This is a genomic window from Psychrobacter sp. JB193, assembly GCF_002285555.1.
Taxonomy (GTDB): Bacteria; Pseudomonadota; Gammaproteobacteria; order Pseudomonadales; family Moraxellaceae; genus Psychrobacter; species Psychrobacter alimentarius.
Genome location: NZ_NRGY01000002.1, coordinates 67,674 through 87,278 on the forward strand (window position 1 = coordinate 67,674; position 19,605 = coordinate 87,278).

17 protein-coding genes are annotated in these 19,605 nt (G+C 40.8%); 12 read left to right on the forward strand and 5 right to left on the reverse strand.

From position 1 onward, the window contains the following. Nucleotides 1-62: 62 nt before the first annotated feature. The 5 genes from CIK80_RS08025 to CIK80_RS08045 all read left to right on the forward strand — a co-directional run bounded on the left by CIK80_RS08025 (nucleotide 63) and on the right by CIK80_RS08045 (nucleotide 6,576). Entirely contained in the window at nucleotides 63-1,826 is a 1,764-nt protein-coding gene (locus CIK80_RS08025) for a UDP-N-acetylmuramoyl-L-alanyl-D-glutamate--2,6-diaminopimelate ligase (RefSeq protein ID WP_095569612.1), read from the forward strand. Nucleotides 1,827-1,949: 123 nt separating this feature from the next. Beyond that, nucleotides 1,950-3,404: a UDP-N-acetylmuramoyl-tripeptide--D-alanyl-D-alanine ligase gene (gene murF / locus CIK80_RS08030; RefSeq protein WP_062845673.1), complete on the forward strand. Its 1,455-nt coding sequence runs from the start codon at nucleotides 1,950-1,952 to the stop codon at nucleotides 3,402-3,404. Between the two features lie 3 nt (nucleotides 3,405-3,407). Next, nucleotides 3,408-4,526 carry a phospho-N-acetylmuramoyl-pentapeptide-transferase gene (gene mraY / locus CIK80_RS08035; protein ID WP_062845672.1) on the forward strand — a complete coding sequence of 373 codons (1,119 nt, stop codon included), beginning with the start codon at nucleotides 3,408-3,410 and terminating at the stop codon, nucleotides 4,524-4,526. A gap of 164 nt (nucleotides 4,527-4,690) precedes the next feature. Then, the gene (locus tag CIK80_RS08040) at nucleotides 4,691-5,665 is read left to right on the forward strand and encodes a putative RNA methyltransferase (RefSeq protein WP_095569613.1); all 975 of its coding nucleotides are present in this window, start codon (nucleotides 4,691-4,693) and stop codon (nucleotides 5,663-5,665) included. A 332-nt stretch (nucleotides 5,666-5,997) separates the two neighbouring features. Then, the gene (locus CIK80_RS08045) at nucleotides 5,998-6,576 is read left to right on the forward strand and encodes a PepSY domain-containing protein (RefSeq protein ID WP_257011720.1); all 579 of its coding nucleotides are present in this window, start codon (nucleotides 5,998-6,000) and stop codon (nucleotides 6,574-6,576) included. A gap of 198 nt (nucleotides 6,577-6,774) precedes the next feature. On the opposite strand, the gene CIK80_RS08050 is transcribed toward CIK80_RS08045, so the two are convergent. Further along, entirely contained in the window at nucleotides 6,775-6,975 is a 201-nt protein-coding gene (locus CIK80_RS08050) for a hypothetical protein (protein WP_062845669.1), read from the reverse strand. Between the two features lie 592 nt (nucleotides 6,976-7,567). Here CIK80_RS08050 and CIK80_RS08055 point away from each other — a divergent pair. Then, entirely contained in the window at nucleotides 7,568-7,783 is a 216-nt protein-coding gene (locus CIK80_RS08055) for a hypothetical protein (protein WP_143516791.1), read from the forward strand. 113 nt (nucleotides 7,784-7,896) lie between these two features. Here the strand turns inward: CIK80_RS08055 and CIK80_RS08060 are convergent, their stop codons facing one another. Both CIK80_RS08060 and CIK80_RS08065 read right to left on the reverse strand, forming a co-directional pair. After that, a complete protein-coding gene (locus tag CIK80_RS08060) occupies nucleotides 7,897-8,598 on the reverse strand; it encodes a hypothetical protein (RefSeq protein WP_095569615.1) in 702 nt (233 codons plus the stop codon). A 946-nt stretch (nucleotides 8,599-9,544) separates the two neighbouring features. Further along, a complete protein-coding gene (locus CIK80_RS08065) occupies nucleotides 9,545-9,856 on the reverse strand; it encodes a cupin domain-containing protein (protein WP_095569616.1) in 312 nt (103 codons plus the stop codon). 205 nt (nucleotides 9,857-10,061) lie between these two features. Between CIK80_RS08065 and CIK80_RS08070 the strand changes: the two genes are divergently transcribed. From CIK80_RS08070 to CIK80_RS08095, 6 genes are all read left to right on the forward strand, one after another. Then, nucleotides 10,062-11,015: an AraC family transcriptional regulator gene (locus tag CIK80_RS08070; protein WP_095569617.1), complete on the forward strand. Its 954-nt coding sequence runs from the start codon at nucleotides 10,062-10,064 to the stop codon at nucleotides 11,013-11,015. Between the two features lie 344 nt (nucleotides 11,016-11,359). Continuing rightward, nucleotides 11,360-12,298 (forward strand): iron chelate uptake ABC transporter family permease subunit, encoded by a 939-nt coding sequence (locus tag CIK80_RS08075; RefSeq protein ID WP_095569618.1) that lies wholly within the window; start codon nucleotides 11,360-11,362, stop codon nucleotides 12,296-12,298. Beyond that, entirely contained in the window at nucleotides 12,295-13,245 is a 951-nt protein-coding gene (locus CIK80_RS08080) for an iron chelate uptake ABC transporter family permease subunit (RefSeq protein WP_095569619.1), read from the forward strand. The genes CIK80_RS08075 and CIK80_RS08080 overlap by 4 nt, the downstream gene beginning before the upstream one ends. After that, nucleotides 13,242-14,018, forward strand: a complete 777-nt coding sequence (locus tag CIK80_RS08085) for an ATP-binding cassette domain-containing protein (RefSeq protein WP_095569620.1) — start codon at nucleotides 13,242-13,244, stop codon at nucleotides 14,016-14,018. The genes CIK80_RS08080 and CIK80_RS08085 overlap by 4 nt, the downstream gene beginning before the upstream one ends. Then, nucleotides 14,015-14,989 (forward strand): siderophore ABC transporter substrate-binding protein, encoded by a 975-nt coding sequence (locus tag CIK80_RS08090; protein WP_095569621.1) that lies wholly within the window; start codon nucleotides 14,015-14,017, stop codon nucleotides 14,987-14,989. The genes CIK80_RS08085 and CIK80_RS08090 overlap by 4 nt, the downstream gene beginning before the upstream one ends. 295 nt (nucleotides 14,990-15,284) lie before the next feature. After that, entirely contained in the window at nucleotides 15,285-17,588 is a 2,304-nt protein-coding gene (locus CIK80_RS08095) for a TonB-dependent siderophore receptor (protein ID WP_095569622.1), read from the forward strand. 101 nt (nucleotides 17,589-17,689) lie between these two features. Here the strand turns inward: CIK80_RS08095 and CIK80_RS08100 are convergent, their stop codons facing one another. Both CIK80_RS08100 and CIK80_RS08105 read right to left on the reverse strand, forming a co-directional pair. After that, entirely contained in the window at nucleotides 17,690-18,391 is a 702-nt protein-coding gene (locus CIK80_RS08100) for a hypothetical protein (RefSeq protein ID WP_095569623.1), read from the reverse strand. Nucleotides 18,392-18,570: 179 nt separating this feature from the next. Then, nucleotides 18,571-19,491, reverse strand: coding sequence for a hypothetical protein (locus CIK80_RS08105; protein WP_095569624.1), 921 nt, complete (start codon nucleotides 19,489-19,491; stop codon nucleotides 18,571-18,573). Between the last annotated feature and the right edge of the window lie 114 nt (nucleotides 19,492-19,605).

Genomic DNA, 19,605 nt, shown 5'->3' on the forward strand with positions numbered 1-19,605 from the left:
GTCGGTTTTTAAATGTTTAGCCATTCATTCTTTGATTTGTTTCAACTGTTTAGGATTTGCCAATGACCGTGTCTACTTCATCGCTAAACCGCACTACTGTCACCTTGCAACAATTGGCCGAGTCCAGTAATAAACACAGTTTGCAGCAAACCCTAACAGCGATGATCGCCGCATTCGTGCAGCCTCCATTGGCACAGACATTATCGACACAAACTCGCCGCAATCCACAAGAATCAATTGCGGCTATTCCCTTCCATAAGTTTTGTTTGGACAGCCGTCAGCTCAAAAAAAATGATGTGTTTGTCTTATTAAAAAGCCAAACACTACACAGTCAAAAAAGTCGTGACTATCTGATACAAGCGGCCAACAGTGCCGCATTTATCTTATCTGAAATCGATCCTATTGCTTTACTGACAGCAACCGATATAAATACGTCTTCACTAGCAGATGATTCGCAATCGGTTGCACAGCAGCAACTCATCGCGCTGCCTTGTCCCGTCTTATACGTGCCCAATATTAGAGATTTTTTTGGCGATTTGATTCAGGCGCGTTTGCAGTATCAGCAACCAGTGGCTTTGCCAGCAGTTGTAGCCGTTACGGGCACCAACGGTAAAACCACCATCAGTCAACTGGTCGCGCAATTGGCGCAATTGATGGGCATGAGTAGTGCCGTCATGGGTACAGCGGGCAATGGTAAGCTTGGGGCGTTGGTGCAAGCCAGTCACACGACAGGGGATGCGTTAGCCGTCCAGCAGTTTTTATACCAAATGGGGCAAGAAAATGTTGATCTATTGGCGTTGGAAGCGAGTTCGCACGGTCTTGATCAGCAGCGCTTACAAGGTATGCCGGTGTCAGTGGCGATTTATACCAATTTGAGCCGTGATCATTTGGATTATCATGCGGATATGGCAGAATATGCTGCTGCCAAAGCTAAGCTGTTTGATAAAACACATTTTCCAGAGTTGACCCATGCCATTATCAATCTTGATGATGAGCATGCACAGATTATGCTAGATATGGCGTACACCAGTGCTTTAACCGTCTGGACATACAGTTTAAACCCTACTAAAAACGCAACCTTTGTCGCCGCTACTATCAATCCGAGTTTACAAGGGGTTGAGATTGCTGTGCGCTATCACGTCAGTAATAATACTGGTGATGTTCATCTTGATAGTACGGGTTCTAATCAGGACCAAACCAACACCATCACTGTCGTAAGTCCATTGTTGGGCCGCTTTAACGTGGCCAATTTGCTGGCAGCCATTGCCGCAACAGTGGCGCTTGGGTCAGACATTGACCATGATATCAAGCGTATCGCAGCCGTTGTACCGCAGTTACAAGGCGCTGTTGGGCGTATGCAGCGCGTACCATCCAATCAGGGCTGTTTTATTGTGGATTATGCGCACACGCCTGACGCTTTACAACAAGTACTCGCCAGTCTTAAAACCCATTGTGATGGTCAGCTATGGGCGGTATTCGGTTGTGGTGGCGACCGTGACGCTGGTAAGCGCCCATTGATGGCGCAAGCGGGCTTGGCAGGTGCGGATCAAATCATACTCACAGCGGACAATCCTCGTACTGAAGATCCGAATATGATTTTGCAAGACATGCAAGCTGGCATGAGTGCTGAGCAATATCAGCGCACGCATATTGAGCCTGCACGCCAAAAAGCGATTGAGTACGCTGTCCAACAAGCCGCCGCCGCCGATATTGTAGTCATCGCTGGTAAGGGACATGAGACTTATCAAGAAATCAATAACGTGCGTTATGATTTTGATGACAGTGTTGTCTTACAAAATGCACTTCAGCAAGCGGGACGAGTATAAATCATAGCGGTTGCAGTTGCGTTTTAATTTTTTCTAGAACACGCCCATTACATGCAAGTCAGTACATACAAATCAGTACATTCAAATATAAGAAACAAGTAGTCATCATATAAGGTAACCACTATGACAGCCGACAACGATAACACCATCCAGTCACAAGGGCTGTATGTTTGGCAGGCAGACAATTTGCTTGCGGCCACACAGTCGCTTAATGGACATTGGCAACTACCAGAAGTCCAAGTAAACGCAGGTCACGCAGAGTCAGCAAACCACGGAGCAATCAGTAATCGCATTGCCACTGATACGCGTACCATAAAAACGGGTGATATCTTTTTGGCATTAAGTGGTGACAATTTTGATGGTCATCATTACATCAATATGGCAGCATCAAAAGGGGCGGTCGCTGCTATTGTCTCTCGTCCTATTTCTACCAGTATTCCACAGCTGGTTGTGAGTGACACACGATTGGCACTTGGACAACTGGCCGCTTATCGTCGTCAGCAGCACAAAGATTTGACCGTTATCGCCATCACAGGCTCTAGTGGCAAGACGACTTGTAAAGAGATGCTTGGTAGCATTTTTGGTCGATTGGCACCCACATTGATTACCCGTGGCAACCTAAATAATGATTTAGGTGTGCCGATGATGCTCCTTGAGTTATCAGATCATCATCGTTACGCTATTTTAGAGCTGGGTGCCAATCATATTGGCGAGATTGCTTATACGACTGAGATTGTCCAGCCTGATGTCGCTTGTATCTTGAATATTGGCACGGCACATTTGGGTGAGTTTGGCAGTCGTGAAGGTATTTGCCAAACCAAAGCAGAAATTTATCACACCTTAACAGACACGCAGTTTGCTATCGTTCCTGATAAAGACGATTTTACCAACCAGTTACGCCGTATCGCTGAACAATATACTTCACATGTTATCGGGTTTGGTAATACCGATGTGAGTGCCAGTCATTTGGACGTAGAGCCTGAACGCAGTGAATTTAAGCTACATATCGGTAACCAATTGCATGACATCAATTTGCCACTCGCAGGCGAGCACAATGTCAATAATGCGCTTGCTGCTGCTGCCTGTGCTCATGCATTAAACATTGATGCAAAAGATATCGTCATTGGCCTTGAGAATTCGCGCCCTGCCAAAGGTCGTTTGAACAGCCAGCTGCTTGGTATGCATCGCTTGATCGATGATACTTATAATGCCAATCCTCATTCGGTACGTGCCGCTGCAAAAGTATTAGCCGCGCAGACGGGTATACAAGTCATGGTATTGGGTGATATCGGTGAATTGGGTGAGGCGGCAGTGAGTGAGCATCAGAGTTTAGGTCGTACCATTGCGACCACGGGGATAGATGTATTGCTTTGTGTGGGTGAGTACGCGCCTTACACAGTGGCAGGGGCGCAAGAGATTGCCAATATCAATGCACATGCGTTCGCTGATAAAGACCATTTATTACAATATTTGCAGCCGTATTTGCAAGCGCAGCAAGCTCAGACTTGTACCGTGTTATTCAAAGGCTCTCGTTCCATGCAGATGGAAACCCTTATCAATGCGCTAGTCGAGGAGTAGGCGGTGTTAGTTTGGTTGTTTGGCTGGCTTGGTCAGTATTATACGCCGTTTTCGGCAGTTTCTTCGTTGACGCTACGCGCGCTACTCGCGGTTATTACCGCACTTGCCTTTAGTATGATCTTTGGCGGACGTGTCATTAAGCATCTACGCTCGCTCAAATACGGACAGGCGATTCGTGACGATGGCCCGCAGTCGCATTTGGTCAAAACGGGTACGCCAACCATGGGCGGCGTGTTGATTCTCAGTGCCATCGGTATATCGACGTTGCTTTGGGCACGCTTGAACAATCCCTATGTGTGGATTTTGCTGGTAGTGATGGTCATTTTTGGGGCAGTAGGTTGGGCAGATGATTGGCTCAAAATCAAATACAAAGACCCCAAAGGCTTAATCGCCCGCAAAAAATATTTTTGGTTATCGATAGGGGCGTTATTTGTTGGCGTGTCTTTATACTATATTGCCACACTACAACCTGATATCAATACCACGCGCGAGATGCAGGATCTGTTATTACCGATCTTTAAAGATTGGATGATTCCATTTTCAGTCGTACCCTTTGGTATTGGTTTTATCATTTTTACGTATTTTGTGATCAATGGTGCGTCCAATGCAGTGAACTTAACTGACGGTTTGGATGGCTTGGCTATTTTACCAGTGGTACTGGTGGCAGCTGGTTTGGGTGCCATGGCATATGTGTCAGGTGACGTGCGTTTTGCTGATTATTTACACGTGCCTTACATCGCTTACAACTCTGAGGTAATCATTGTTTGTGGGGCTATGATTGGAGCAGGATTGGGCTTTTTGTGGTTCAATGCTCATCCAGCACAAGTGTTTATGGGTGATGTCGGTGCATTGGCACTTGGTGCGATGCTAGGTACAATTGCGGTCATGACACGCCAAGAAATTGCCTTTGCGATTATGGGTGGTTTGTTTGTCGCCGAAGCCTTATCAGTGATGCTACAAGTGGGTTCGTATAAGCTACGCAAAAAACGTGTCTTTCGTATGGCGCCGCTACATCATCATTTTGAAGAAATTGGCTGGAAAGAAACCCAAGTGGTGGCACGATTTTGGATCATCGCCATCATACTGGTTATTCTTGGCCTAATGACGTTAAAACTGCGTTAAAAGTGCCTCACCAATACCGTCTAGATTGATAAAAAATCGACAGTGATATCGGTTATTTAAAAGCCGCCTCAATCAGCATTGAGGTGGCTTTTTTTATCCACGCTTTTATTACTTAGGTCGCGCAAATTTTGTTAAAATGCCAGCCATATTGCTACGATTTTGAGATGCTTGTGTCCTTATTTACCTGTCCCCTTTGTCACTCTCCTATGCAGCCTGCACCAAATACTTGGCGCTGTGACGGTAGCCTAAATCCCAAACAGACTGCCCATACTTTCGATGTGGCACGGCAAGGTTATGTCAATCTATTACCAGTACAACAAAAAAAGTCCAAAGCGCCAGGTGATAGCCAAGCCTCTATCGAGGCGCGTAAACGATTTTTGAACGCTGGGCATTATCAAGTATTGCAGGCTTTGATTGGCCAACAGATGCAACAGCTATTGGCAAAAAGGGGAGTAGGAGATGAAACGGGTAAAACCCCTGTCAATTGGTTAGATATTGGGTGCGGTGAAGGCTATTACACTCAGGCGATGACACAACTGGAATCAGGTCTCATCGACAATTTGATCGCCGCTGATATCAGTAAGCCTGCATTGGTTGAGCTTGCCAAGGTAAGTAAGACAATAGGTAAGCTTTGGTATCAGCAGGATAAAGACACCTCTGCTAGCACAACCATTATTTATCCATTGGTGACAAGCGCGGCAAACCTACCGCTCAGTGCTCATAGTATGAAAGGTATCAGTAGTATCTTTAGTCCAATCTTACCAAGAGCATTTGCTGAAGTATTAAGTGATGATGGCTATTTGATCATTGCAAAACCAGATGCAGGACATTTGGCATCGATGCGTGAAGCATTATTTGATGACGTGCGTGAGCATGACTCTGACAAGTTTTTACAAGAGCTGTCTTCTGAATTCACTCTCATACATACGCATCGTGTCAGTCATGAGCTGACTTTATCCGCCAATGACTTAAGTGATTTAATGACAATGACGCCATATGCTTATCGTGCTAAAAGCGAAAAAAGACAAGCGCTATTAGACGTTGTTGCAAGACAAGCATTTAGTACCGAAGCAAAATTTGTGGTTTACGTTTTGCAAAAAGCACCTAACCTATCAGACACTATTACGTATTTATCATAATGGTGCGTCCTATTTTTCATAATGTATGAATCTTACCGTTTATGATATTTAGCCATAAACGATAGCACTACAATTTTGTTCAACGAAGTCTACATTTTGAAAAGTGGCAAATAATTCGGCTACTTTTTAACATATCTGTAAAAGGTTCAACGCTGCAAACGATACATTCGTTACGTTTTATTAGCATAAATCACTTAGACATCAAGATTAACACTGTGTCATCATCCTAATCGAAATAAACATTTTATTAAGAGTGTCATTACTAATTCATGACATCATTTAACTGAATAATTGTCTTCAAAGGATATTTGGAGACCTATTAGGATACTATTATGAAAAAAACATCGATTATGAAAAAAACATCAACGTTAAAAAAATCGCTAGCGGTGGTACTCAGTGTCGCAACCATTAGTATGGCTTCTGTTTCAGCCAGCCAAGCGGCTACTTCTATGAGCGAGATTGCCGCTGCTTCACAAAGTAAGATCAGTCTAGAGCAGGCACTTACCCTTGCTAATAAAGCAGTTAAAGGCGACATTATTAGTGTAGATTTTGATCAAGAAGATCGTGCAGAAAACAGTCATTATGACATTAAAATGATTGCCAATAATAATGAACAAGAAGTAAGAGTGAATGCCAATACAGGAAAAGTCACAAAAGATGAGACAGAGCGTCTAGATAAAGAAGATTTGGCCGAATATAACATCATGAAACAAGCAAAAGTCAGCTTATCTCAAGCCATAAAGAACGCCAATAAAACGTTGAAAGGAACGGTTCTTGAAGCTGAATTCGACATGGATTTTGGCAAGCCCGTTTATAAGATTGAGATTGGCAAAGGCAACCAAGTCCATAAAGTGGTTGTCGATAGTATGACTGGTAAGATTACGAGCAGTCAGGTCGATAATGACGATTAATACTTAACGGCTCATATTGCTTACGGATTGCCCCAAACTGCTTTTACGAGTGGTTTGGGGCTTTTTAGTGTCAGCTTAACGATTCTGTCTAAACACATGATCGATACTATACTATTTAAGTCATATTTAACTTAAGTCACATTCAACGAAACAGCATCTAATCAAAACTTATCTAACCAAATGATAGTTAAAGTAGGTTTATGTGTCCGCCTGAATTGCTGTTTTAAGCTGACGAATGACTGAGCTGAGTAGCATCTCATCAATATCAGTCATAGCGTTCAACCCATAATCATAAGTCTTTAGGATCATTGCTTGTTGGTCTTGTGATAAATGGACAGTGACATCTTTACTGACGACCAGATGCCTATAGTCTTCTATGGTCTTTTTGTCATTACTCATTGTTAGCTCCTATTTCTCATTTGAAACTTTGCTTTATCCTGATATTTTATGATTTTTTTAGCAACATATTAGCTGAAACTTTATTAAACTCTGATGACATGAGTCAGTATTTTTTATGAGTGGCGATGCATCTCTATCGAGGGTGTTTAAAAAATTTAAGCAGTTATATTGGCTGTCACAATGACGATGCTTTACAACCATCTTAACTGATAAATATTTAAGAGCACGATATTTTTTACGTTTACAGTAAGAGAATATTAAAAAACTGATATGTATGACGGCATCGAGTCAGTTAATTCTGTAGGCTTTTTAAGACGCGCAAATCTCTTAATAAGCAAAACCTTTTAACAAGCACCATCACGAGATCAGCTCAAGCTGCTAGCAACAATCGAAACCTTTCTTCATCTTTCATAAATCTAATTAACGCTCAAATCACTTATCATTTTTGTTGTGGATAGAGCCGCGCTTTATCGCGATACGTTATTTTATTTAAGAGTAAATAACGCATCTTCAACCACCATTCATACCAATTTAGATGGAAATAACAATGAAAAAGATAATGATAAGTTCACTTTTAGCGATCACTACGTGTTTGACAATAACTAGTCAAGCCAATGCTGCACCGCACTTTACTGACCATCATACCGAGCAGGTAAAGCACCAAAAAGCGGGTGCAGGAGTCAATAACAAGTACAAACATGTCAAACATAAACCAGCTGTCTCACACCATAATCCAAAAAAAATAAAAGCAGCGCACAGCGTAAAAAGCAAATATCAAGGTAAACATATCGAAGGGCATCGTACCTAATCGTTAAATATAAACCATAAAAAATGGCCCCTATTTAAGGCGCCATTTTTTATTTTATTCTTAGTTCAAGGTTTTATGGGGGTAAACAGTATTGATGACAGCTATAGTAAGAATTATCTGCTTGTAAAGGTCACTGTGTTCGTCCCATTATTAGAAGGTTGGCTGATCGTCACTTTACTGGCTAAAATATCGCCTTGAGCATTTATTTTGTAGCATTCTGATGAGGTACCTTCAGGATCCATATCAAGCAGCAAATTGCTCGACGTATCTATACAGAACCACGCCGTATTATTGCTATCCCGCGTTAGAGACCAGCCTTGGTTATAGGTGCCTATCTTTTTGCGCATGCTGCGATCAGCGTAAACGTTTTCGGTAATTAGTGGACTAGAAGCACCAACCGTTGCCATTTTTGGAATGGCTGTCGTTTGGTTTGATAGGGAGTATTTGCCTGTACTGTCAGTAAAACCGTGGAAGACTAATGGGTCTACCGTAAAGTAGTTGATAGCGACAGACTGATTCGTCACTTGGTTGTTTACCTTATTAATGGTATTAATTTCCGTGCCTTGCACAGTCTTATTATTGTATGTCATCTGACCTTTGGGAGTGACTTTAATGTCTGCTGAAGCAGTTTGGTTGCCGACGGTGGCGACCAAACTTTCACTGCGTGCTTTGGTATAAATATTAAGCAGCGTAGCCTCTACGGGGTATTGAGTCACTACGTTATTTTGATTATTGCCCGTTGTTCCGCCATTCATACCTGTTGCACAAGCACTCAAGCTCAAGGCTGCCAGTGTAAATAATCCAAGTGTTTTCATGATTTGATTCCTCAGTGCGTTTAAATAAATATTATCAATATCCACTATAATCGAATTCATGAACGATGACATCTGCCAAGCACTTTAGACATTGCTATTATTACATCACTATAACAACCAGTAATTTTTCAGTACTTTAAGGCAGCGTAAACATCTATCAATTCTGTCAATCAGGCCATCACTATATCTTTATGACATAACTATTGGATTAGGTAGACGCGTTGAAGGTAGAAAATTAATCAAGCCAAAGAGAAGCCATAAGCTTTATGTCGAAAGAATTAAAGAAGTATGAGATAGAGGATAAAACAAGAGAGAATAGCAGAAAATATAAGATTGGCGGTGAAGGAGGAAGTCGTACTTTTTGTATAAGTATCTGATTTTAAAGGAAATTTTATTTATATTTATTGGTATAGACCAACTATTAGACCAACACTTTCTAAGTATTGGATGCGAGACAAATAACGGGATTTATATCTTGACTAAGTGTAACTAAATATTTCTAGGACGATATTTGGTTTTAAACGTATACTATCATTAAAAAAGCGTTTTTTGCTTCATGATATTTTAATATATCATTAATATATGAATTGAGCTACAGCACTAATAGAGCATACTTTCAACAGTAAAGTGATAGAAAAATTCAGGTTTAACCTTGAGTATGGATCTCGTATTGTGTACGGATAAAAAATTACTTTACTGATTCTATCCTCAACGCTGATGCTATAAAGGACTCATACTGCGTTAAAAGTCTTGTTAAGGTATTAATCTTATCCTTAATTTAAGCAGTATCTAGAAACATTTTAGCCATCAGCAGTATCTATTTTTTCATTCTATATAGTCTTCAATAAGCTTGCCGCCAAAAGAAATCCTCTACAAGAAAAGACATTAAGAAGTTCATTATTATCAAAAAATTAAGTCTTTTCTACAACTGAGATTAGTATTAGGTTCAGCTTTGTAAAGGCTCAAAAAACATTACACTCGTTTCAGTAGGTGCATAAGGCTTATTGTCAATATTCTTAGGAATAACGACCATTTCTCCAGAATTTACTTCTACAGTCTTGTCTCTTAATATAATAAATAATTGTCCTGATAATACATAAAATAACTTGTCCTCATGTTCATGACGATGCCACTCGTATTCGCCTTCTAATTTGGCTAGCTTGACGGTTAATTGATTAAACTGTGCGATATCAGTAGGTTTCCAGACCTCTTTAATATTATCAAGCTCGTTTTTTATATTAGCTATCAGCAGACTCATTATTACTCCATATTAGTAGGTTAGTTACAGCTATTTATGTATAATTGATAATCATTTACATTAAAATGATTGTTTGTTGCTATTTACTTTAAGATTCAGTAACCCACTATTTATCCAAATAAAACGATTCTTATCTGGATATATCATAAAACGTCTACTATCTACTCGCTTAAACCACCTACTAAAACATCGTGATTATATTAATATGGCAGACCTAAATAAATTTTATGATCATTATCAGGATAAATATTGGGCTTTTGATCGCTCTGATTCTGATTATTTGATTAAACGTCCAATCTATAATGGAGGTTTTGGCTATGGCGATCTATTGAGCTTACATAACGGTATCGTGCTAGGTCGAAACTGTATTACTAATAGCCAACCTTTGGCTGAGCCCGCTGCACCATTTTCTTGTGATGTGGGTATGCACTTGATTGTAGATGCGAACTATACTTTGCATGCTAGTAATTTACGTGCTGATACAATCATTCACTCACAGCAAATTTGGCGACGATCAGGAGATTTTGGCAATATAAGCTCTACTGTTGATACTGAGTATTTGCAAAAACCATCCATAAATAGTCATGTAGTATCGATCGATTTCAATCAAGACTTATTATCACGTTGGGCAGAAAGCTTCGCTCTACCGACATGGCTATTATCATCTAACCAAGATCCTGAAATGATCCAAGTTAGACTATCAAATCAGCCACGCTTACTTGCTCGTGCTGCTTATATTCTCTCATTACCTTGCCGTACGTTGAGTGATCGATTAACTTTAGAAAGTCAAGCCTTACTCCTCTGCCAAGATATACTAGGCATACAGGATACATCAGGCCAATTAATGAACCAAAGAAGTCAAATTGATCAGGCAGTCGACATCATTCGCCAAGAGTACAGTAATAAACTAACAATCTCCTTGTTGGCCCAACGAGTGGGTATAAATGAGTGCTACCTAAAGCAACAGTTCAAACAACAAACGGGTAAAACAATTGGTAGCTTTATCCGTGAATTACGTATGCAAGAAGCAATGCGTTTGTTGTTAGATGAATATAAGAGCGTTCAAGAAACTGCATGGTATGTTGGATATCATGATCCTAGCAATTTCAGTAAGGCTTTCGCCAAATTTTATGGCGTTACACCCACACAACTTATCTAGTCAAACTATTTCTGTCAAGCCGCTACTATTCCCAAAAATCCGCTAAATAGCCATTAGCTATATACAACTTATTTAAGCCAATCCTATATTGCGCTTGAGCTCATCTAATCTTTTAACTTTAGTAAATGATTAGGTGCCGTTCTGAATAATTTCCTTTATTCACGGTATAACTTCCCAGTTTCACCTTATATTCAACTTACCTATTCAAATAAGCATAGTATGATTGATTCTCATTTATATGTTGGTGACAAAAATTCTAGCAACGAGTTTTATAGACTGTTGATGATATGTTGCAGCGTAATAAAAAGTTATTCGTATCCATATAAGTAAGAAGAATCTCAATAATGCGCTCACTATTTCTGTTGCTTATTTTACTCTGTGTCACTTCTTTAATGTTGGGGTCAAAGCAGACATCAATTATCGCGCTTTTTAATTTATCAAGTGACGCATGGTTGACTCTAATGGCCAGCCGTATACCACGGTTAATTGCGCTCATACTGACAGGGGTAGGTTTGTCTGTCAGTGGGGTTATTTTGCAGCATATTGTTCGTAACAAATTTGTTGAACCAGCAACTTCAGGCGGTTTGGATGCAGCCAAACTTGGTATTTTGGTCTCGCTTACTATGCTCCCTAATGCTAGTACGAGCAGTAAAATGATCTTTGCGATGATTTTTTGTTTTACAGCAAGCTTACTTTTTATTCTTATTATTAGCCGTATCAAATTTAAAAGCTCGGTACTCATTCCTGTCCTTGGTTTGATGTATGGCAGTGTGCTGAGCTCAGTAGCGGAATTCTATGCCTACAGAAATAATATTTTGCAAAGTATGCAGGGATGGTTATTGGGAGATTTTTCAAGGGTTGTGCAAGGTCATTACGAGCTGATTTATATTATTTTACCCATCATTATTTTGGCTTATGGTTATGCTCATCGCTTTACCGTCTTGGGTATGGGTGAGGATATGGCTGCAAGTCTGGGACTGGGTTATGCATCAACAGCCGCCTTAGGCCTTGTATTAGTCTCAGTCACGGTGGCCGCTTCAGTCATTACCATCGGTGCCATACCTTTTGTGGGGTTAGTTATTCCAAATCTGGTCGCTCTAAAGTACGGAGAAAACCTGTCACGGACATTGCCAATTGTCGCCTTAGGTGGTGCTTGCTTATTACTGATATGCGATGTTCTTGGAAGATTGATTATTTATCCTTTTGAGGTTCCCATTGGTCTTACGGCTGGCGGGGTGGGCGGTTTGATATTCCTTGTGTTAATCATGAGGGGTGTCAAATGAGTGCAACTGTGAAGATTCGAGTAACCTTGATACTCATTATATTGTTGGCTTTTGTTTTTTTGTTTATAGGATCTGGGCTAGATTTTGACTACTTAATTCCTAAGCGCTTAATGCGCCTAGCTACTATCGTTCTCGGAAGTATTTGTTTGGCTTTTTCAGCTGTCGTTTTTCAGACCGTTGTTGGTAATCGTATTCTGGCACCTTCTGTAATGGGCTATGAGGCCGTTTATCTACTATGGCAAGTGTTGCTACTTTTCGTGATGGGCACGAATGGTCTGATGATCTTGGGTGTCAGTGGTAACTTCATCGTATCAATTATATTGATGCTGATATATTCGTGGGTACTCCATCACTGGCTCTTTCCGCAATGTAAAAATGATGTCTACACATTGTTGTTATTTGGATTGGTATTAACGATGGTCATCGGTACGATTACGCAATTCATTCAACTTCGCATTAGCCCTGGTGAGTTTTCGATTTTTCAGGGCTTAAGCTATACCTCATTTAACCGGTCTCAGCCACAAACCTTGCTTTATGGAACGTTAGCGGTAACCACCGTACTTTGGGTTAGCCGTAAAACCTTACCTGTCTTAGATGTGATGGCTCTCGGCCGTGAGCAGTCGCTGTCTCTTGGGGTAAACCACCCTAGATACGTCAAATTATATCTGGCTTTAATTGCTATTTTGGTGGCTGTTTCAACAAGTTTGATCGGCCCTACGGTATTTATGGGCGTGTTCGTTGCCAATATCGCTTATGCGCTTGCAGGAAGTAATCATCATAAAGTCACATTACCCATCGCTTGTGCCATTACTATTGCCATCTTTCTAATGGCGCAAATCTTGGTTGAGCATGTTTTTAATTATAAAACCAGTGTCAGTATTCTCGTCAATCTTGTAGGTGGCATATATTTTCTCGCGCTGACAGTCCGCACTAGAGGCTTTACATGATTACCATTAACGATGTCCATAAAAGCTATGGCAAAAAAACGGTTCTTTCTGACATCAGTCTAGAATTTGAGGCAGGCAGTGTGACTTCTTTGATTGGTCCTAATGGCGCTGGAAAGTCCACCTTGTTGATGATAATGGCTAGGTTGTTGGAGCCAAGTAGTGGTCATGTGGCCTTTAAAAATTGCAACATTCGTGATATTCGCACTTCTGAATATGCACATCATGTGTCAACACTGAGGCAGTCTCCAGGTTTCAACCTACGATTGACTGTGGAGGAGCTGATTTCCTTTGGACGCTTTCCCTATAGCCGTGGTGCCTTAACTAAAGAAGATCGAAACATTATTGATGAAGCTATTGATTTTTTGGCATTAGAACCATTGCGCCATGCTTATTTGGACGAGTTGAGTGGAGGTCAGCGACAAATGGCCTTTTTGGCGATGACCATTGCGCAACAGACGGATGTGTTGCTACTAGATGAGCCGCTAAACAATCTTGATATGAAGCATGCGGTACAAATCATGCAAGCCTTACGTCGTTTATGTGATGAACAAGGACGGACGGTAATTTTAGTGATTCACGATATCAATTTCGCTGCCAATTATTCTGACCATATTGTGGCTTTGAAAAATGGTGAGCTGAGCTTTAGTGGGTTGTCTGAACAGGTCGTGACAGAGTCCAATTTGAGGGAATTATACGATCTTGATTTTGAAATTATTCGTAGTGAACGTGGTTGCTTATGTAACTACTTCAATTTATCAGGGGTAAAAGTATGAATTTAAATAAGAGAGGCTGGGTTTGGATAATAGCTATTTCGGCAGCTGTATCAATGCAAGGATGTGAAAAACCATCTAATGAACAGACACAGGCGTCACAAAAGCTTGAAAGACCTATCACGATTGAGCATGAGCTTGGGACGACAGTGGTTACTAATCAGCCACAGCGTGTCGCGGTATTAGATATGAATGAAGTTGATTTTTTGGATCAACTGAATGTTCCAATTGCAGGAATGGTCAAAGATTATATTCCTCACTTTCTTGCTCAGTACAAAGAGGATGCCTCAGTAGAAGATTTGGGCGCTATTGTTCAGCCAAATATGGAACGTATCCATGCGCTACATCCTGACCTGATTTTAATGACGCCACTTCATGCCGCTAATTATCAAGAGCTGTCAGAAATTGCACCAACCCTACATTTTGATGTGAATTTCAATAACAGTCAGCAGCATATAGCCACTATTAAAAGTCACTTACTAACACTGGGTCGTATTTTTGATAAAGAAGTGTTGGCGCAAGAAAAAGCTACGCAGCTAGAGACGAGAGTCAAAGAAATTCAAGATTTCACGAAAAACCGTCCGGAGAAAGCATTGGTTGTTTTACATAACAATGGAGCTTTTAGCAATTTTGGGCTGCACTCACGCTATGGTTTTATTTTTAACGATTTGGGTGTCAAACCCGCGAGTACGATTGTAGAGACTAGCCTACATGGACAGCCGATTTCTAGCGAATTTATACAGCAAGCAGATCCTGACATCATCTATATCGTCGACCGTACTGCGGTTATGGAGCATCGCGCGACCATCAGCCCTGATGACGTGAGCAATCCGTTACTGCGTCAAACCAAAGCATGGAAAAACGGCCACGTTGTGTTTGTTGATGCCGATGCATGGTATATCACTGCAGCCAGTCCGACCTCGTTGAACATTATGATGGATGATGTGTTAAAGGGTTATCAGACGACCTCTTAAAGACATCAATGTATCACGGATACTATCGTTGATCTAATTTAAGAGTGGTACAAGGCAACTGAGTACAGATGTATATGTCATATTTCAAGCGAGGTTAACGCTGTAACGCTTTTATAGTGGATTGACTATATCAGATAATTAGTATTGCCAAGAAAGGCAGGCAAGTTGCTCAATCGAAGCTAAAATAAGTTATTTTTTAGCTTCTTTATGTAAATAGTTATCATTTGTATTTTTATTATCATTATTTTTTATTAACTTAATACTTATTTGTTTATCAAAACGACAGGATATCGCTATGTCTCAACTTCAACAACATTCAAGCCAACACCCCAACGTCAAGCAATCTTTCACAGAGCACAAACCATTTTTTGTTCTCAATTATTTTGTCTCAGCAAAACTGGCACTTTTATGTGGGGCAGCTGCTGGTACTGTATTTTTGGGTATGCCCGCCGCTTATGCCCAGACCAACGGTACGCCAGTCAGTAGTACACAAGCCACTGATATGACCATTACTGCACAAAACCAGAGCACAGAAGCGGATCAAGACCTACCAACGGTCACACTACCAGCAATCACGGTTGAAGCTGACGTTGAGGAGAACTCTAACTATGCTGGCGGGCAGGTGACATACACCAATAATATGGGATTTTTGGGTAATAAAGACTTTTTAGACACGCCATTTAGTGCCATCAGTTACACCGATAAATTCATCGCTGACCAACAAGCGGTAGATATTACCGATGTTATTGCTGCAACGGATCCCGCTGTTTATACCAGCGGTGCCAGTGGAGAGAGTCTTGAAAGTTATTATATTCGTGGTTTTGCGTCGAGTAGTAATGATGTGACCGTCAATGGATTGACTGGTATGGCACCTTACTATCGTAGCTCACCTGAAATGTTTGAGCGTGTTGAGGTGCTCAAAGGTCCATCAGCAATGCTCAATGGCATGTCTCCCAACGGCTCTATCGGCGGTTCTGTCAACCTAGTCACCAAACGAGCAGGGGATGAGCCGCTGACACAGCTGACCACTAGATATCTATCAGACTCACAATTGGGCGCGCATGTCGATATAGGTCGCCGCTTTGGTGAAGACAAGCAATTTGGTGTTCGTATAAATGGGGCTTATAGAGAGGGTGATAGCGCCGTTGATGATCAAGAAAAGCAAGCGCAATCAGCAGCTATTGCACTGGACTGGCGCGGTGAGCGTGCACGAGTATCCGCCGACCTTTATACGACAACAGACCATGTGGATGGGCCGACTCGAGGAGTTACATTAGCATCAGGTGTTGATATTCCTAGTGTTCCAGATCCAGATACATTATTAAATCCCAGTTGGGCCTATTTTGAGACTCAAACCAAAGGGGCCATAGGACGCGCTGAATTTGATATCAATGACCAATTGACAACGTATGCCTCCATGGGGGTAACCAAATGGAATTATGACGGACTCAGTGCAGATAATGCTCAGATATCTAATACTGATGGAGATATCAGTACCACCGTTGGATACGTAGGCGATGACAACGAAAGACAGTCGTTCGAAGTCGGCTTAAATGGTCAATTCCAAACGGGCAATATTGGACACCAAATAGCAGTCAATGCCACCCGCTATGAAGAGGAATACAATTTGTATGCAGCAAGATTCCGTGGTGTCAGTGTTGATACCAATATCTACGACCCTGTGTGGGGATCCAGACCTGATTTAGATCTGAATCCGCCACTTTTAACTGCGACAGACACCGAATTGACCAGCTATGGCATTGCAGACACGTTATCGTTTGATCAGGATAAATACCAACTCACCTTAGGGGCTCGCTATCAACAGCTAAAAACAGAACAAACAGGCGGCATGTTATCAACAGGTGCCAAATATGATGAAAATGCCGTAACGCCGTCAGTGGCGCTCTCAGTAAAGATAACCGACCAGACGTCTTTGTATGCAAATTACATAGAAGGACTAAGTAAAGGAGATACAGCACCAACAGATGCAGAAAATGCTGGCGAGATATTTGCGCCTTATAAGACCAAACAAAAAGAAGTCGGTATAAAAATCGATCTTGGTAATTTCTCTCATACTCTAAGTGCTTATGAAATCGAAAAACCCAACAGTTATACCGATACCGATACCAATATTTTTTCTTATGCTGGTGCTCAGCGTAATCGAGGCCTGGAGTGGGGCGTGTTTGGCTCGCCTGCTGAAAATGTACGCTTAATGGGTGGTATCAGCTATATTGATGCTAAGTTGACTAAAATGAGTGATGGGGTTAACGAAGGCAACCAAGCGGCAGGTGTGCCAAAGTGGCAATCTAAAATCGGCGTAGAGTGGGATTTACCTCTCGTAGAAAATTTGACGCTAACAGCAAATGCAAATGCGGTGTCTAAACAATATCTCGAAAATGACAATATACAGTCCCTACCAGGTCGCACTATATATGGTGTGGGTGCGCGCTATTTGACTTCTGTTAATGACAAACCACTGACACTGCGCGGTAGTGTCGAAAACGTGATGAATAAGGCCTATTGGACAACGGCACATTACAACGATTTGGCCATAGGTGAGCCGCGTACGTTCTTGCTGTCAGCAACGATGGATTTTTGATTTATCGAATATCCATCTAATTGTTTAGGGTATGTCCTTATTTTTAATAATATTGATGAAAATGAGGATATGCTTTCTTGCAAAGTCTGTCTCTGACGCTATTATTCACTCATATAAGCTATTATCTCAAAACCATCTGGTGTGGAGTAAGTAAAATTCAACTCACTGTTTAATAAATCACCTTTACTATTAATTCTATAATATTGATCGACTGTGCCATCAGGCTCGCTACCGACTAACAGGTTCTCTGAGCTTGTAATACGAAGCCAAGCAGTATCTCTAGTCGCTTGTGTTAACGACCATGCTTGAGTAAATTTTTCCACTTGTTGGCTTTTACTACTATCCGAATAGACGTTTTCTGTAAGATAAGTACTTGAATCGCCAACACTTGCTACCTTGGGGATAGCCGCGCTTTGAGTCGCTATAGAATACTCGCCTGAATCTTTGGTAAAGCCATGAAAAACCAATGGATCTAAAGTAAAATAGTTTACGCCTACTGATTTATCAACGACCTGTCCTTCGACTTTACTAACCGTAACTACTTCGGCACTCTGTACCTGCTGATTATTGAATACAGCTGTACCTTTGGGCATGACTGTAAATTCTTTTGCCATTTTTAGACCATACATAACAGTAGACAGATCTTCACTACGCGTTTTTGTATATATGTTATTCATTGCAGTCTCAACCGGAAATTCAATCACGGTTTGATTGCTGTTATTACTCGTTATCCCTGTACTCATTGCTGTTGTGCAAGCGCTTAAACTTAAGATTGCCACTATCAATAATGATAAATTTTTCATTATCTAATCCTTAAATTATAAATAGGTAAATGTTATATAATTTTAATTAAATTACATAAAAAAATAGCGCCTACGTTAGGCGCTATTTTTTCCATTGCTTTGTAAAAAAGATAACAATTATTCTTTAGTAAACGTGAACTGATATCAAAATTAGGTGTTAGCTATATACACAGCTAACTTTAATAATTGGTTTTGATTTGTGCTTCAAAGAATTTAGTCGCTACATCGTTATATAGATTACAGTAGACTTCTGCGATATCAGGATTTGTGTTTTCTTTTTCTTGAACACCTTTCTGATGATAAGAAGCATCATAAATTAAGCCTTCGTATAGAACAGCAGCAACGATATCGCCATCCTCATTGGTATATCTTACTGCTTGCAATTCGTTGTTGTTTCCGACTTTTTCTTTGACGAGATCGGTAACAGTCTGATTTTTTCTCTCCTTAGCAATCCACTGCTCAATGGTCATACTACCTTCATCATCGCCATCATCAAAAGTATAGAAGTCTTGATCAGGGGTTTCTTGCAATATGTAGCATTTAGAGCCACTAGGAAAAGTAGCATTAAAGTTATCAGGAAAATAATCTAAATCAGTGGCTATACCGGTTGTCGCATCGCGTGGTTGCTTGCCTATACCAGTAATATCAAGCGTCATAATGTCATAAGTAGAATTGAAAGTTGAACCCTTTGACTGGACTTTTAGCTTAAACGTATCGCTATCAACGAAGTTGATTTTATAGAACTTACTGTCGAATTCTTCAGGAACATCGGCAAATAAGTTTTTACCGATATAATACTCTATGTAAGTGTCGCTTCTGCTGTCTTGGTAGGCAGTAGGCGAGCTTCCTAAAACAGTAGAGATTGTTGCAATTAAGCCGTCGTTACTGATTCTGTAGGCAAGCTTTCCCCAACCCGATTGATATTTATTATTTATCACTTCACTGAAAGGATCAAAAGTTGCATATTTCAACTCATTATTGACGATAGGACCATCGTTGTTGCCATTATCTGTGCTTGAATTTGAGTCGTCATCGCCGCACCCTGTCAGTATTAAGGTACTTGCCAAGACTATCCCCGTATACAGCTTATTCATTTTCATATTGTTACCTTTAGTTAGATTGTAGTAATAATTGAATCATAAACAAAGTCAGGTTTTATTGCAAAACAAATATTTAGTTTTAACAGCAAAGTCACAATGCCATCTAGCTCTGCT

What these genes read in the sequence shown, in the direction of transcription:
- CIK80_RS08025 (WP_095569612.1), top strand. Translation starts at nt 63, where the DNA reads ATGACCGTGTCTACTTCATCGCTAAACCGCACTACTGTCACCTTGCAA.
- murF (WP_062845673.1), top strand. Translation starts at nt 1,950, where the DNA reads ATGACAGCCGACAACGATAACACCATCCAGTCACAAGGGCTGTATGTT.
- CIK80_RS08040 (WP_095569613.1), top strand. Translation starts at nt 4,691, where the DNA reads ATGCTTGTGTCCTTATTTACCTGTCCCCTTTGTCACTCTCCTATGCAG.
- CIK80_RS08045 (WP_257011720.1), top strand. Translation starts at nt 5,998, where the DNA reads ATGAAAAAAACATCGATTATGAAAAAAACATCAACGTTAAAAAAATCG.
- CIK80_RS08050 (WP_062845669.1), bottom strand. Translation starts at nt 6,975, where the DNA reads ATGAGTAATGACAAAAAGACCATAGAAGACTATAGGCATCTGGTCGTC.
- CIK80_RS08060 (WP_095569615.1), bottom strand. Translation starts at nt 8,598, where the DNA reads ATGAAAACACTTGGATTATTTACACTGGCAGCCTTGAGCTTGAGTGCT.
- CIK80_RS08065 (WP_095569616.1), bottom strand. Translation starts at nt 9,856, where the DNA reads ATGAGTCTGCTGATAGCTAATATAAAAAACGAGCTTGATAATATTAAA.
- CIK80_RS08070 (WP_095569617.1), top strand. Translation starts at nt 10,062, where the DNA reads ATGGCAGACCTAAATAAATTTTATGATCATTATCAGGATAAATATTGG.
- CIK80_RS08075 (WP_095569618.1), top strand. Translation starts at nt 11,360, where the DNA reads ATGCGCTCACTATTTCTGTTGCTTATTTTACTCTGTGTCACTTCTTTA.
- CIK80_RS08080 (WP_095569619.1), top strand. Translation starts at nt 12,295, where the DNA reads ATGAGTGCAACTGTGAAGATTCGAGTAACCTTGATACTCATTATATTG.
- CIK80_RS08085 (WP_095569620.1), top strand. Translation starts at nt 13,242, where the DNA reads ATGATTACCATTAACGATGTCCATAAAAGCTATGGCAAAAAAACGGTT.
- CIK80_RS08090 (WP_095569621.1), top strand. Translation starts at nt 14,015, where the DNA reads ATGAATTTAAATAAGAGAGGCTGGGTTTGGATAATAGCTATTTCGGCA.
- CIK80_RS08095 (WP_095569622.1), top strand. Translation starts at nt 15,285, where the DNA reads ATGTCTCAACTTCAACAACATTCAAGCCAACACCCCAACGTCAAGCAA.
- CIK80_RS08100 (WP_095569623.1), bottom strand. Translation starts at nt 18,391, where the DNA reads ATGAAAAATTTATCATTATTGATAGTGGCAATCTTAAGTTTAAGCGCT.
- CIK80_RS08105 (WP_095569624.1), bottom strand. Translation starts at nt 19,491, where the DNA reads ATGAAAATGAATAAGCTGTATACGGGGATAGTCTTGGCAAGTACCTTA.